The organism is Streptomyces roseoverticillatus (assembly GCF_000719265.1).
Taxonomy (GTDB): Bacteria; Actinomycetota; Actinomycetes; order Streptomycetales; family Streptomycetaceae; genus Streptomyces; species Streptomyces roseoverticillatus.
In genome coordinates, this window is the sequence record NZ_JOFL01000011.1 from 358,856 (window position 1) to 372,465 (window position 13,610).

Genomic DNA, 13,610 nt, shown 5'->3' on the forward strand with positions numbered 1-13,610 from the left:
ATGTGATGTGCTGGGGGCTGCTGTGCGCCAGTGACTGCAGTGAGCCACGCCCGGGCACCGGAAATTCCGGCAAGGGAAAGCAAGGGAAAACGGCAGGCGCCGGGGGACGTAGGGGAGGGAGCACGCATGGGGATGGACCAGATCCGCCGCTGGGAGTCGGGGGCACTCGCGCACGCCGTGTCCGACCCCTTCGGCCAGGGCCCGCTGCCCTGGCTGCGCGGCAGCGAGCACTATTTCGACGACGCGGGCCAGATCATCCCGTGGTACGTGAACCCCGTCCCGGACCGGGGCGGCGGGGAAGCGGGAGCGGGCCGGGGCAGATCCGGCGGGGGGCGCGGCGCCGGCCGCGTCCCCGCCCCCCGCAGCGGCGGCCCGCGCACCGCAGACGACGTCCACCTCCAGATCAAGGGCTTCGCGTCCAACAGCGCCGTCGCCCCCGGCGAGGCCATAGATTTCCGCATCACCGTGGATCCGCCGCAGCAGTTCGGCGTGGACGTCTACCGCATCGGTCACTACGCGGGCGACGGCGCCTCCAAGATCACCACGAGTCCGCGGCTGTCCGGCATCGTCCAGCCCACGCCGCTCACCGTCGACCGCACGGTCTCCTGCCACCACTGGTGGCTCTCCTGGCGCCTGCAGATCCCCAGCTACTGGAGCCTCGGCGCCTACGTGGCCGTCCTCACCACCGCCGACGGCTACCGCAGCCACATCCCCTTCCTCGTCCGCGACACCCACCCGGCCGACCTGCTGCTCGTCCTGCCCGACATCACCTGGCAGGCCTACAACCTCTACCCCGAGGACGGCCGCACGGGCGCGAGCCTCTACCACGCCTGGGACGAGCACGGCCGGCTGCTCGGCGAGGAGGGCGCGGCCACCACCGTCTCCTTCGACCGCCCCTTCGCGGGCGCGGGCCTGCCGCTGCACGTGGGCCACGCGTACGACTTCATCCGCTGGGCCGAGCGCTACGGCTACGACCTCGCCTACGCCGACACCCGCGACCTCCACGCGGGCCGCGTCGACCCCTCGCGCTACCGCGGCCTGGTCTTCCCCGGCCACGACGAGTACTGGTCGCCGGCCATGCGCCGGGCCGCCGAGCTCGCCCGCGACTCCGGCACGTCGCTGGTCTTCCTCTCCGCCAACACCATGTACTGGCAGGTCGAGCTCGCCCCCTCGCCGGCCGGCCCCGACCACCTCATGACCTGCCGGAAGCACCGCGGCCCCGGCCGCTCCGCGCTCTGGCGCGACATCACGCCGGCCGAGCAGCAGCTCCTGGGCATCCAGTACGCGGGGCGCGTCCCCGAGCCCGCCCCCATGGTCGTCCGCAACGCCGACCACTGGCTGTGGGACGCCACCGGCGCCGGCGAGGGCGACGAGCTCCCCGGCCTCGTCGCCGGCGAGGCCGACCGCTACTACCCCCGGACGGCCCTGCCCGAGCACACCCGCCGCATCCTGCTGGCCCACTCGCCCTACCTGGACAGCGAGGGCAGCAAACGGCACCAGGAGACATCCCTCTACCGCGCCCCGAGCGGCGCCCTGGTCTTCGCCGCGGGCACCTTCGCCTGGTCACCGGCCCTGGACCGGCCGGGCCACACCGACACCCGGATCCAGCGGGCCACGGCCAACCTCCTGGACCGGATCTGCAAGCGCTGCTGACCCTCGCCCGACCCTCCTCCGCCGGGCTCCGGCCCGTACGGCAGAATCGTGGTGCTTGGACAAACCACCAGGAGGACGCGTGTCCGGATTCGTAGAGAAGCCCGAGCCGATCGAGGTGCCCGGTCTCGTGCATCTGCACACCGGCAAGGTCCGCGACCTCTACCGCGACGCGGACGGCAATCTGGTCATGGTCGCCTCCGACCGCATGTCCGCCTACGACTGGGTGCTGCCCACGGACATCCCCGACAAGGGCCGGGTCCTCACCCAGCTGTCCCTGTGGTGGTTCGACCGGCTCACCGACCTCGTCCCGAACCACGTCATCTCCACGGACCTGCCCGCCGGCGCCCCCGCCGACTGGGAGGGCCGCACGCTCGTGTGCCGCGCGCTCGACATGGTGCCGGTGGAGTGCGTGGCCCGCGGCTATCTGACCGGCTCCGGGCTCGCCGAGTACCGGCAGACGCGCACGGTGTGCGGGCTCGCCCTCCCCGAGGGGCTCACCGACGGCTCCGAGCTGCCGTCCCCGATCTTCACGCCCGCCACGAAGGCCGAGGTCGGCGAGCACGACGAGAACGTCAGCTACGAGGAGGTGGCCCGGCAGGTCGGCGCCGAGACGGCGGCCCTGCTGCGGCAGACGACGCTCGCCGTCTACGGGCGGGCCCGCGACATCGCCCGCGACCGGGGCATCATCCTGGCCGACACCAAGTTCGAGTTCGGCTTCGCGGGCGGCGAGCTCGTCCTCGCGGACGAGGTGCTCACCCCCGACTCCTCCCGCTTCTGGCCGGCGGACGAGTGGCAGCCGGGGCGGGCGCAGCCGTCCTTCGACAAGCAGTTCGTCCGCGACTGGCTGACCTCCCCGGCCTCGGGCTGGGACCGCCACGGCCACCAGCCGCCGCCGGTGCTCCCGCAGGAGATCGTGGACCGCACCCGCGCGAAGTACATCGAGGCGTACGAACGCCTGACGGGTTTGAGCTGGGCCTGACGCGGCCGGGGGCCGAGTCCGGCGGCTGAGCGGGGTCCGGCACCGCCGGTCACGCCCGGTGGGGGTTGCCCACCGTTGCGGCGGAAGAATCATGCGGGGCCCGGCAACATCCCCCGCCGCAACGGTGCCCGGCCGTCAACGAACGCATTCGGCGGTGCCGAGCCTCGACCGGCCGTCGGCCGACCGCCCGTGGCAGCGACTGCTGATCGCCGCGGCGGCGGAACGAAGGGCCGCCGCCGGCACACCCGCGGTGGCGGGCCGGCACGCCCCTGCCGAACGCCCGCGGCGCCACCGTGCCGAACGTAAGAGCTCTCTAAGAGAGCCCTGCCAAGCTGGGGGCACCCCGAACCGCTGGGGGCACCCCGAACCGCCGGGGCCCCGAACGCCGCAGAACCCCGCCGGAGGCGACATGGCCGAGACGTCCGTCCTCGTCGTCGACGACGACCCCGACGTCCGGGCGGCCGTCGCCGACGCCCTGAGCGTCGAGGGCTACGTCGTCCGGGAGGCGGCCGACGGCCTGGCGGCCCTCTCCTCCGTCGCGGCCGCGCCGCCCGGCGCCCTCGTTCTCGACCTGGCCATGCCCGTCCTCGACGGCCTCGCGGTCTGCCGGAGGCTGCGCGCCCTGGGCGACCGCACGCCCGTGCTCGTCCTCACCGCCCGCGACGCCGTCGCCGACCGCGTCGCGGGCCTGGACGCCGGAGCCGACGACTACCTGGTCAAACCGTTCGCCCTGGACGAGCTCCTGGCCCGCCTCAGGGCCCTCCTGCGCCGCGCCGCCCCCACGGAACCGGCCGCCGGGCAGGACGCCGGCACCCTGTCCTTCGCGGACCTCACCGTCGACCCGGCCACCCGCACCGGCGACCGCGGCGGCGCCCCCCTCGAGTTCACGCGCACCGAATTCGCCCTGCTGGACGTCCTGATGCGCCACCCGGGCCAGGTGCTGCCCCGCGAGGTCATCCAGGAGCGCGTGTGGGGCACCGACTTCGGACCGGACTCCAACTCCCTCGCCGTCTACATCGGTTACCTGCGGCGCAAGCTGGAGGCCGGCGGCGCCCCCCGCCTGGTCCACACCGTGCACGGCATCGGCTACCGCCTGGCGGAGCAGTGAGCGCAAGGGACGCGGCCGGCCGTGGCAGCCGCGCCGGAAGAGCGACGGCCCTGCGCAGGAGGATCCTCGGCCGGAGGCCGCTCCGGGCTCGGCTCGCCCTCGTGACGTCCGTGGCCGTCGCCGTCGTCGCCCTCGGCGTCCTGGCCGCCGCCTACGTCGTCATCCGCTACGAACTGGGCCGCCAGCTCGACCTCCAGCTCAAGCAGCAGGCCACCCTCATCTCCCAGCAGAGCCGCGGCGAACCGACAGGCCCCCTGTACGGCGAGTGCACCTGGCTCGCGGCCCCGGCCTGCGCGCAGACCGTCCGGGCCGATCCGGCCGCCCCGCACCAGGACGGCCTCGTGCTGCCCGTGACCGGCGCCACCCGGCGCGTCGCGGCCGGCACGCTCGGCGAGCACTACAGCGACATCACCGTCGGCGGCCACGCCATGCGGATGCTGACCACCCCGGTCAAGGGCCACCGCGCCCTGCAGGTCGCCGTCCGCTCCGACACCGTCGACAAGGGCGTGCGCCAGGCGGGCCTGCTGCTCGGCGCGGTCGGCGGCGCGGGCGTGCTCCTCGCCGCCGGCCTCGGCTACTTCGCGTCCCGTACGTCCCTGCGCCCCGTGACCCGGCTCACGGCCACCGCCGAACACATCGCCGCCACCCGCGACCCCGCCCACCGCATCGAGCTCGCCCCCTACGAGGCCCGCCGCGACGACGAGATCACCAGCCTCGCCACCAGCTTCAACACCATGCTCGGCGAACTGGAGGAGGCCGTCGCCGCCCAGCGCCGCCTCGTCGCCGACGCCTCGCACGAGCTGCGCACCCCGCTGACCGCGCTGCGCACCAACGCCGAGCTCCTCGCCCGCGCCGAACGTCTCACCCCGGCCCAGCGCGAGCGGGCCGCCGGCGCACTCGGCCGCCAGCTCCGCGAGGTCACCGGTCTGGTCAACGACCTCATCGAGCTGGCCCGCGACGAGGAGCCGCAGCAGTTCCTGGAGGACGTACGCCTCGACCGGCTGACGGAGCGCTGCGTCGCCGACGCGCGCGGCCACTGGCCCGGCACGGTCTTCACGGCGGACCTGGCCGGCCCGGAGGGCGTCACCGTCCCGGGCGTCCCGGCCCGCCTCGCCCGGCTGCTGTCCAACCTGCTCGACAACGCGGCCAAGTTCAGCCCGCCCGGCGGCGTCGTCGAGGCGCGCCTGGCCCGTACGGACGGCGGGGCGCTCGACCTGACCGTCCGCGACCACGGCCCCGGCATCTCCGCCGAGGACCTGCCCTACGTCTTCGACCGCTTCTACCGCTCCCGCCAGGCCAGGGCCCTGCCCGGCTCCGGCCTGGGCCTCGCCATGGCCCGCCAGATCGCCCGCGCCCACGGCGCCGAGCTGACCGCATGACCGGGGCCTTCGTACTGGAGCGGACGACGAGACTCGAACTCGCGACATCCACCTTGGCAAGGTGGTGCTCTACCAACTGAGCTACGTCCGCATGCCCCGCGGGTTTCCCGTGCGGTGCGAGGACAACTATAGCCAACCTTGAGAGCGTGCAATGCGCGCGGCGGCGTGCCGGTTGTCCGCGCCCAGCTTCGTGGCGGCCGAGGAGAGGTAATTGCGGACCGTCCCGGGCGTCAGCGAGGCCCGCTCCGCGATCTCCGCGACGGGCGCCCCGTCCTCCGCCAGTTCGAGCAGCTCGGCTTCGCGCGCGCTCAGCGGGGAGTCGCCCGCACTGATCGCGTCGGCCGCCAACTCCGGGTCCACATAGCGGCTTCCGCGGTGCACGGTCCGGATGATCTCGGCGAGCCTCTGCGCCGAGACGGTCTTCGGTACGAACCCCCGCACCCCCGCTTCCAGCGCCCGCTTCAAGTGACCGGGACGGCCGTGCCCCGTCACGATCATGGTCCGGCACGCCGGCAGTTCGACCCGCAGGGATGTGGCCACCATCACACCGTCGGCCCCTGGCATTTGAAGATCCAGCACCGCGACGTCCGGCCGGTGCGTCCGGGCCATCGCGAGCGCCTCCGGGCCCGACGCCGCCTCGGCGACCACCTGAAGATCATCCTCCAGGCCCAGCAGCGCGGCCAGCGCGCCCCGGATCAAATGCTCGTCATCCGCGAGCATGACCCGGATCGGCGTGACGTTGACGCCGCCCACGTCCGTACGCGCACCAGTGCTCATGCCGTCCCCCCGTTCACCGGAACCAGACCCGCCCCCTGAACCGCCTTACCCGGCAAAGCTGCGGCATCCGCGCCGTACACACCGTCCGCATCCGCCGGCAGCACCCCCTCCAACGGCACCTCCGCCGTCAGCCGGAACGTCATGTTCGCCCGGTGCTCGTAGGTCAGCGTGCCACCCAGCACCGTGAGCCGCTCCCGCAGGCCTGCCAGTCCGGAGCCGCTCCCGGACCCCGGATCCCGGTCCGGCTCCCGCACCCCGTTGTTCTCCATGACGAGAACGGCCGTCGTCCCCGCCACGACCCGCAGCCGCACGGCGCACCGCCCGGCGTCCGCGTGCCGCAGCACATTGGTGGTGCCCTCCCGGACGACCCACGCCAGGACCGACTGCACCGCCGGCGGCAGGGCCTTGCCCACCGTGTCGTCGATGCGGCACTCGATGTCCGCGGCGGACAGCACGCCCCGCGCTCCCACCAGCTCGGTGTGCAGATCCGCCTCGCGGTAGCCGCGCACGACCTCCCGGACCTCGCGCTGGGAGTCCTGGGCCATGCGCTGGACCTCGGTCATCTGGTCCACCGCGGCGGGCGAGCCCCGGCGGGCCAGCTGGACGGCCAGCTCGCTCTTGAGCGCGATCACCGCGAGGTTCCGCCCGAGGACGTCGTGCAGATCGCGGCCGAACCGCAGCCGCTCCTCCGCGACCGCCAGCCGCGCCTGGGCCTCCCGCGCCGTCTCCAGCTCCCACATGACGTGCAGCATCCAGCCCGACATCCGCACGACGGACACACACCACATCGCCATCAAGAACACCAGCCCGGCCACGAGGGCCGCAGGCCCCCAGGCGCCGCCGATCGCCACGATGCCGCCCCCGAGCGCCAGCGATATCGCGGCGCACGCGATCACGAACCGGCGGATCTTGCGGGCCAGCAGGGTGTACGGGCCGAAGACCGACAGGCTGCCGTTCCACAGGAACAGGCCGATCGTGGAGGCGTACTCCTGGCCGTAGCGGAGGAACGTGATGCCCATGCAGACGATCGCCACGACGAGCAGCACCCCTTGCCCGGCCAGCAACCACCAAGGGGCGGGCTTCTTCCACAGATAGTGGTCGAGGGAGCGGCGGAAGACGGTGATACCCAGGACGCCCTGGAGGGTGAACAGCCCGCCCAGCAGCAGCACCCACGGCCGGGTGAGGCCGGAGTCGCCGATCACGCTGAGAGTGCCGAAGGCCGGGAGGAGGACGGGCAGCGCATAGAGCGTCCACCGCATATAGCTGTCGACCTTGGCGACCCTGCTGCGGCCCCGCCACTGCTGCACCCGTGTCCACAGGCCCATGGGCCCCGCCCCCTTGCACGTCCTCGTCACTGCTTTACGGCCGCGGCCCTACGGCCGTTGTCCCGCGGTCACCGCCGGGGCTCCCACCGGAACCACCGCTTGGCGCCGTATGCGGCCACTATTGTCCAGGCAATGCCCGTGAGGATCGCGCCCCCGGCTTCGTGTGCGCTCATCCCGCCCAGCCAGCCGCCGCGCACCAGCTGGATCACCGGAGTCAGCGGCAGCACCGAGCAGATGTCCGCCATGGTGTCCGGCATGGCCTCCAGCGGCACCATGAGCCCCGAGCCCGCCACGGATATCAGCACCAGCGGCGTGGTCACCAGCTGGGAGCCCTGCACCGTCTTCGCCCAGCTCGCGGTCACCGCGGCCAGGGCTATGGACATCGCCACCCCGAGCACGATCCCGGCCGCCATCAGATCCGGCCGGGAGACGGCCCGCAGGTCCAGCCAGAGCACGCCCGCCACGACCAGCAGGACGCACTGCGCCACCGCCACGGCCACGGCCGGCAGCGCCGTGCCGGTCAGGATCTCGGCATCATGGGTCTCGCCGGTCCGCAGCCGCTTGAGGACCAGCTCCTCACGGCGCGCCACATAGGCACTGACCAGGTGCTGGTAGACGGCGAAGAGCAGGATGTAGCCGAAGGCACCGGTCAGGGCGACCTCGTTGACCGACATCCCGGCCTCGCCGAGGTCGACCTCACCGATGGCGCGCCGCATGGCCCACACCATCATCACCGGCATCAGCAGGGCCACATAGAGCCCCATCTTGTTCCGCCCGAGCAGGATGAACTCCGCCCGGCCCAGCGCCGTCATCCGCGGCACCGATATCGACACGGCCTTCGCCATCACGCGTTCCTTCCCGCGACAGAATCCACACCAAGGCCAGCACCGAGACCCGCCCCCGCCTCCGCGGGCTCGCCGGCCGGGCCCGCGCCCGCTATGGCCAGGAACGCCTCCTCCAGCGAGGCGGTCCGGGCGTCGAGGCCCTCCAGCTCGACATCCTTGTCCCGGGCCCAGAGCAGCAGTCCGGTCAGCGTCCGCTGCAGCTCGCGGGTCTGCAGCTCTATGCGCCCGCGGTCCTCCTCGTGCCGCACGACGCCCAGCTCGGCGAGCGGCGGGAGATCGCCCACGAACCAGCCCATGGGCATCGCGAAGCGGATCCGCGCGGGATAGCTGCCGATCACTTCCTCCGGCGTGCCGGACGTGACGATCCGCCCCTCGCGCATGATCGCCAGCTGATCGGCGAGGGCTTCCGCCTCTTCCAGATAGTGCGTGGTGAGCAGCACCGTGGTGCCCTCGGCACGCAGCCGGCGCACCAGCTCCCAGGTGTTGCGCCGGGCCTCGGGGTCGAGGCCGGTCGTCGGCTCGTCGAGGAAGAGCACCTCGGGGCGGCCGAGGAGGGCCAGTGCGAGATCGAGGCGGCGGCGCTCGCCGCCGGAGAGCTGCTTGATGCGGACGTCCTTGCGGCGGAGCATGTCGACCAGCTCCAGGGCCTCCGCCACGGGCCGGGCCCCGGTGGTGCAGCCGGCCCACATACGGACCGTTTCCGCGACGGTGAGGTCCGCGGGGAAGCCGCCTTCCTGGAGCATCACCCCGATCCGGGGCCGCACGGCGCTCCGCTCCGCATACGGATCGTGCCCGAGCACCCGCACCTCGCCCGCGGTCGGCTTCGCGAGCCCCTCCAGCAGCTCGACCGTGGAGGTCTTGCCCGCGCCGTTCGTGCCGAGCAGGGCGAACAACTCGCCGCGCGCCACGGTGAAGGAGATGTCCCGCACTGCTTCGAAGCCTTCGTCCCCGGCCGGGCCGTAGCGACGGCGCAGCCCCGAGACGTCGATCACACTGTCCCCGATGTCCATGTCCCAAGCCTCCCGCCGGATCCGGGCGGGGGTATGACCGGGGCCTTCGTACTGGAGCGGACGACGAGACTCGAACTCGCGACATCCACCTTGGCAAGGTGGTGCTCTACCAACTGAGCTACGTCCGCATGCATCCGACCGGCTTCACCGGGCGGCGCGTGCATCACTCTACCTGATCCACTTCCGTGGACGGTAATGGTGATGAGAGCGGGTGACAGGAATCGCACACTGCGCCTCCCCCTTGGAAAGGGGGCGCTCTACTACTGAGCTACACCCGCATGGATCGCCGGTCCGGCCCACAGGAGTGGACCGGCAAACGATCAGAGCGGGTGACAGGAATCGCACACTGCGCCTCCCTCTTGGAAAGAGGGCGCTCTACTACTGAGCTACACCCGCATGATCCGTCCCGGCCGGTCACAGATGTGACCGGAGGACGTTCAGAGCGGGTGACAGGAATCGCACACTGCGCCTCCCCCTTGGAAAGGGGGCGCTCTACTACTGAGCTACACCCGCGCGGCCTGGGGTTTTGCCCGGTTTCCCGGCCTCGCCCCTCGGCGTGATCCAGACTCTAGCTGATCATCCGGGGTGCTTGGCAAATCGGCCCGGCGGGCGGCCCCGGGGAGGGCCCGGCGCCGACCCGGCGGGGTCCGCCGGGCGGCTCGGCGGCTCGGGGCGCGGCTCAGTCGGCGGAGTTGAAGGCCTCGTACACGCGCTTGGGGATGCGGCCGCGCGGCGGCACGTCCATGCCGTGCGAGCGGGCCCAGGCGCGGACCGCCGCGGGGTCGGGGGCGACGGAGGTGCGGCGGTAGACCTTGCCGGAGCGGGACTGCTTGCGACCCGCCTCCAGGTAAGGCGTGAGGACCGCCCGCAGTTTCTTCGCATTGGCAGTGTTCAGGTCGATCTCGTACGACTTGCCGTCGAGGCCGAAGGTAACCGTCTCCGCGGCTTCCCCGCCGTCGATGTCGTCGGAGAGTGTGACCACTACGCGCTGTGCCACGAATATCGGTCCTTTCGGCGGGCACCTCCGCGATGAACTGCGCAGATGCACTGGTTCCGGATGTTCCGGATCCGTTCCTGGTCAATGGTTATTCATTTGTACAACGAGACGCATTGCAAAGTGAAGCCCAGTTAATTCCGTCCGGGCGCCTCTTCGCAATCAGGACCGTACGTTTTTCCCGGGATTTTTCCAGGGCGTCCTGGGCGTCGATGCGTAAACGTGACAGGAGGCTCAGCATATCTATGCGCGTAGATTTTTGGGGACTGTACTCTGGCCGTACCGCTTCAGCTCACGCACCACACACCGGGAGTGCCAGTGGCACGCGTCGTAGTCGACGTCATGCTCAAGCCGGAGATCCTCGACCCGCAGGGCCAGGCGGTGCAGCGCGCGCTGCCTCGCCTGGGTTTCGAGGGGATCGCCGACGTCCGTCAGGGCAAGCGCTTTGAACTCGAGGTGGAGGGACCGGTCGATGACGCCGCCCTCGCCCGAATCCACGAGATGGCGGAAACGTTTCTCGCCAACACCGTGATCGAGAACTTCACCGTGCGGGTCGACTCGTGACCGCACGCGTAGGAGTCGTCACCTTCCCCGGCACCCTGGACGACCGCGACACCCAGCGCGCCGTCCGGATCGCCGGGCTCGAGCCCGTGCCGCTCTGGCACCGCGACAAGGACCTCAAGCAGGTGGACGCCGTGGTCCTGCCCGGCGGTTTCTCCTACGGCGACTATCTGCGGGCGGGCGCCATCTCCCGCTTCTCGCCGGTCATGGAGACCGTCATCGAGCAGGCCCGGGGCGGCATGCCCGTCCTCGGCATCTGCAACGGCTTCCAGGTGCTCACCGAGACCCACCTGCTGCCCGGCGCGATGCTGCGCAACAACCACCTGCACTTCATCTGCCGCGACCAGAAGCTCCGCGTCGAGAACGCGGACACCGCCTGGACGTCCGACTACGAGGCGGGCCAGGAGATCTCCGTCCCGCTGAAGAACATCGACGGCCGTTACGTGGCCGACGAGCGCACCCTCGACGAGCTCGAGGCCGAGGGCCGCGTCGCCTTCCGCTACCTGGACGGCAACCCCAACGGCTCGCTCCGCGACATCGCGGGCATCACCAACGCCGCCGGCAACGTCGTCGGCCTGATGCCGCACCCCGAGCACGCCGTCGAGCCGGGCGTCGGCACGGGCCGCACGGACGGGCTCGGATTCTTCACCTCGATCCTGAAGAAGCTGGTCAACGCATGACTCTGGACACCGTCAAGCACGCAGGCGAGACCCCGGACACCGAGCAGCCCTGGGCCGAACTGGGCCTGAAGCAGGACGAGTACGAGCGCATCCGCTCCATCCTCGGCCGCCGTCCCACCGGCGCCGAGCTCGCGATGTACTCCGTCATGTGGTCCGAGCACTGCTCGTACAAGAGCAGCAAGGTCCACCTCCGCCAGTTCGGCGAGAAGGCCCCCGAGAACGACGCCCTCCTCGTCGGCATCGGCGAGAACGCCGGCGTCGTCGACGTCGGCCAGGGCTACGCGGTCACCTTCAAGGTCGAGTCGCACAACCACCCCTCGTACATCGAGCCCTACCAGGGCGCGGCCACCGGCGTCGGCGGCATCGTCCGCGACATCCTCGCGATGGGCGCCCGCCCGGTCGCCGTCATGGACCCGCTGCGCTTCGGTGCCGCCGACCACCCCGACACCAAGCGCGTCCTGCCGGGCGTCGTCGCGGGCATCGGCGGCTACGGCAACTGCCTGGGCCTGCCCAACATCGGCGGCGAGGTCGTCTTTGACGCCTGCTACCAGGGCAATCCGCTGGTCAACGCCCTCTGCGTGGGCGTGATGAAGCACGAGGACATCCACCTCGCCAAGGCCTCGGGCGCCGGCAACAAGGTCATCCTCTACGGCGCCCGCACCGGCGGCGACGGCATCGGCGGCGTCTCGGTCCTCGCGTCCGAGACCTTCGACGACTCGAAGCCGACGAAGCGCCCCGCCGTCCAGGTCGGCGACCCCTTCCAGGAGAAGCTCCTCATCGAGTGCACCCTGGAGATCTTCCGCGAGGACCTGGTCGACGGCATCCAGGACCTCGGCGGCGCCGGTCTGTCCTGCGCCACCAGCGAGCTGGCCAGCGCCGGCTCCGGCGGCATGCGCGTCGAGCTGGACCGTGTGCACCTGCGCGACGCGACGCTCTCGCCCGAGGAGATCCTCATGAGCGAGTCGCAGGAACGCATGTGCGCGATCGTCGAGCCCGGCAAGGTCGACCGCTTCCTGGAGATCTGCGAGAAGTGGGACGTCATCGCCACCGTCATCGGTGAGGTGACCGACGGCGAGCGGCTGGAGATCTTCTGGCACGGCGAGCAGATCGTGGACGTGCCGCCGCGCACCGTCGCCCACGAGGGTCCGGTCTACGAGCGCCCGTACGCCCGCCCGGACTGGCAGGACGCCCTCCAGGCCGACGACGCGAACAAGCTGGCCCGGCCGGCGACCGCCGAGGAGCTGCGCGAGCAGGTCTTGAAGGTGATCTCCTCGCCGAACCAGGCGTCCAAGTCCTGGATTACCGATCAGTACGACCGGTTCGTGCAGGGCAACACCGTCCTCGCGCAGCCGGAGGACTCCGGCATGGTCCGCATCGACGAGGACACCAACCTCGGTGTCGCCGTCGCCACGGACGGCAACGGGCGCTACGCCAAGCTCGACCCGTACGCGGGTGCGCAGCTCGCGCTCGCCGAGTCCTACCGCAACGTGGCCGCCTCGGGTGCCCGCCCGCTGGCCATCTCGAACTGCCTGAACTTCGGCTCCCCCGAGGACCCCGCGGTCATGTGGCAGTTCGCGGAGGCCACGCGCGGCCTGGCCGACGGCTGCCTGACCCTGGGCACCCCGGTCACCGGCGGCAACGTCTCGCTCTACAACCAGACCGGCGAGACCGCCATCCACCCGACCCCCGTGGTCGCGGTGCTCGGCGTCATCGACGACGTGAACCGCCGTACGCCGATCGCCTTCTCCGACGAGGGCCACCTGCTCTACCTGCTGGGTGACACCAAGGAGGAGCTGGGCGGCTCGGCCTGGTCCCAGGTCGTCCACGACCACCTCGGCGGTCTGCCGCCGGCCGTGGACCTGGACCGCGAGAAGCTGCTGGGCGAGATCCTGATCTCCGCCTCGCGCGACGGCATGGTCGACGCCGCGCACGACCTCTCGGACGGCGGTCTGATCCAGGCCCTCGCGGAGTCGTGCCTGCGCGGCGGCAAGGGTGCTCGGGTCGTCGTGCCCGACGGCATCGACCCCTTCGTCCTCCTCTTCTCCGAGTCCGCCGGCCGTGCGGTCGTCGCGGTCCCGCGGAGCGAGGAGCTGCGGTTCACCGACATGTGCGGCGCGCGGGGCCTGCCCGCGGCCCGGATCGGTGTCGTCGACGGCGAAGCGATCGACATCCAGGGGCAGTTCAGCATCCCGCTGGCCGAGCTGCGCGAGGCCCACGAGGCCACGATTCCGGCGCTGATCGCGTAGGTTCCGCCTGACGTCCACGGTGGCGGGGCGGGCTCCTTCCCGAGCCCGCCCCG

At 71.7% G+C, this 13,610-nt stretch carries 12 protein-coding genes and 5 tRNA genes; 7 read left to right on the top strand and 10 right to left on the bottom strand.

Annotation, left to right across the window (positions count from 1 at the left end):
* The first annotated feature begins 126 nt into the window (after positions 1 to 126).
* The 4 genes from IF61_RS0115840 (at position 127) to IF61_RS0115855 (ending at position 5,119) form a co-directional block, all read left to right on the top strand.
* Positions 127 to 1,653, top strand: coding sequence for a N,N-dimethylformamidase beta subunit family domain-containing protein (locus tag IF61_RS0115840; RefSeq protein WP_030367037.1), 1,527 nt, complete (start codon positions 127 to 129; stop codon positions 1,651 to 1,653).
* Positions 1,654 to 1,732: 79 nt separating this feature from the next.
* Entirely contained in the window at positions 1,733 to 2,632 is a 900-nt protein-coding gene (locus IF61_RS0115845) for a phosphoribosylaminoimidazolesuccinocarboxamide synthase (RefSeq protein WP_030367038.1), read from the top strand.
* A gap of 409 nt (positions 2,633 to 3,041) precedes the next feature.
* The gene (locus IF61_RS0115850) at positions 3,042 to 3,740 is read left to right on the top strand and encodes a response regulator transcription factor (RefSeq protein ID WP_030367039.1); all 699 of its coding nucleotides are present in this window, start codon (positions 3,042 to 3,044) and stop codon (positions 3,738 to 3,740) included.
* 101 nt (positions 3,741 to 3,841) lie between these two features.
* Entirely contained in the window at positions 3,842 to 5,119 is a 1,278-nt protein-coding gene (locus tag IF61_RS0115855) for a sensor histidine kinase (protein WP_245684515.1), read from the top strand.
* Positions 5,120 to 5,134: 15 nt separating this feature from the next.
* On the opposite strand, the gene IF61_RS0115860 is transcribed toward IF61_RS0115855, so the two are convergent.
* The 10 genes from IF61_RS0115860 to IF61_RS0115905 all read right to left on the bottom strand — a co-directional run bounded on the left by IF61_RS0115860 (position 5,135) and on the right by IF61_RS0115905 (position 10,073).
* A tRNA-Gly gene (locus IF61_RS0115860) sits at positions 5,135 to 5,210 on the bottom strand.
* A 35-nt stretch (positions 5,211 to 5,245) separates the two neighbouring features.
* Entirely contained in the window at positions 5,246 to 5,896 is a 651-nt protein-coding gene (locus IF61_RS0115865; RefSeq protein ID WP_052392724.1) for a response regulator transcription factor, read from the bottom strand.
* The gene (locus tag IF61_RS0115870; protein ID WP_030367042.1) at positions 5,893 to 7,221 is read right to left on the bottom strand and encodes a sensor histidine kinase; all 1,329 of its coding nucleotides are present in this window, start codon (positions 7,219 to 7,221) and stop codon (positions 5,893 to 5,895) included. The genes IF61_RS0115865 and IF61_RS0115870 overlap by 4 nt, the downstream gene beginning before the upstream one ends.
* Positions 7,222 to 7,289: 68 nt before the next feature.
* Positions 7,290 to 8,066, bottom strand: a complete 777-nt coding sequence (locus IF61_RS0115875) for an ABC transporter permease (RefSeq protein ID WP_030367043.1) — start codon at positions 8,064 to 8,066, stop codon at positions 7,290 to 7,292.
* On the bottom strand, positions 8,066 to 9,076 hold the full coding sequence (locus IF61_RS0115880) for an ABC transporter ATP-binding protein (RefSeq protein WP_030367044.1): 1,011 nt from the start codon (positions 9,074 to 9,076) through the stop codon (positions 8,066 to 8,068). Before IF61_RS0115880 ends, IF61_RS0115875 begins: the two co-directional genes overlap by 1 nt.
* Positions 9,077 to 9,128: 52 nt before the next feature.
* Positions 9,129 to 9,204, bottom strand: a tRNA-Gly gene (locus IF61_RS0115885).
* A gap of 78 nt (positions 9,205 to 9,282) precedes the next feature.
* Positions 9,283 to 9,354: transfer RNA gene (locus IF61_RS0115890), tRNA-Gly, on the bottom strand.
* A 46-nt stretch (positions 9,355 to 9,400) separates the two neighbouring features.
* Positions 9,401 to 9,472, bottom strand: a tRNA-Gly gene (locus tag IF61_RS0115895).
* 45 nt (positions 9,473 to 9,517) lie between these two features.
* Positions 9,518 to 9,589 (bottom strand) — tRNA-Gly (locus tag IF61_RS0115900).
* A gap of 166 nt (positions 9,590 to 9,755) precedes the next feature.
* Entirely contained in the window at positions 9,756 to 10,073 is a 318-nt protein-coding gene (locus tag IF61_RS0115905) for a histone-like nucleoid-structuring protein Lsr2 (protein ID WP_030367045.1), read from the bottom strand.
* Between the two features lie 315 nt (positions 10,074 to 10,388).
* Here IF61_RS0115905 and purS point away from each other — a divergent pair, with 315 nt between their 5' ends.
* From purS to purL, 3 genes are read left to right on the top strand one after another with little or no spacing between them, the layout of a single operon-like run.
* The gene (gene purS / locus IF61_RS0115910; RefSeq protein WP_030367046.1) at positions 10,389 to 10,634 is read left to right on the top strand and encodes a phosphoribosylformylglycinamidine synthase subunit PurS; all 246 of its coding nucleotides are present in this window, start codon (positions 10,389 to 10,391) and stop codon (positions 10,632 to 10,634) included.
* Entirely contained in the window at positions 10,631 to 11,311 is a 681-nt protein-coding gene (gene purQ / locus IF61_RS0115915) for a phosphoribosylformylglycinamidine synthase subunit PurQ (protein ID WP_030367047.1), read from the top strand. The genes purS and purQ overlap by 4 nt, the downstream gene beginning before the upstream one ends.
* The gene (purL, locus tag IF61_RS32370; RefSeq protein WP_043189234.1) at positions 11,308 to 13,557 is read left to right on the top strand and encodes a phosphoribosylformylglycinamidine synthase subunit PurL; all 2,250 of its coding nucleotides are present in this window, start codon (positions 11,308 to 11,310) and stop codon (positions 13,555 to 13,557) included. Before purQ ends, purL begins: the two co-directional genes overlap by 4 nt.
* Positions 13,558 to 13,610: the final 53 nt, after the last annotated feature.

Bases quoted from the DNA above. Each gene is read 5' to 3' on its own strand.
- IF61_RS0115840 (WP_030367037.1), top strand. From the start codon at position 127: ATGGGGATGGACCAGATCCGCCGCTGGGAGTCGGGGGCACTCGCGCAC.
- IF61_RS0115850 (WP_030367039.1), top strand. From the start codon at position 3,042: ATGGCCGAGACGTCCGTCCTCGTCGTCGACGACGACCCCGACGTCCGG.
- IF61_RS0115865 (WP_052392724.1), bottom strand. From the start codon at position 5,896: ATGAGCACTGGTGCGCGTACGGACGTGGGCGGCGTCAACGTCACGCCG.
- IF61_RS0115870 (WP_030367042.1), bottom strand. From the start codon at position 7,221: ATGGGCCTGTGGACACGGGTGCAGCAGTGGCGGGGCCGCAGCAGGGTC.
- IF61_RS0115875 (WP_030367043.1), bottom strand. From the start codon at position 8,066: ATGGCGAAGGCCGTGTCGATATCGGTGCCGCGGATGACGGCGCTGGGC.
- IF61_RS0115880 (WP_030367044.1), bottom strand. From the start codon at position 9,076: ATGGACATCGGGGACAGTGTGATCGACGTCTCGGGGCTGCGCCGTCGC.
- purL (WP_043189234.1), top strand. From the start codon at position 11,308: ATGACTCTGGACACCGTCAAGCACGCAGGCGAGACCCCGGACACCGAG.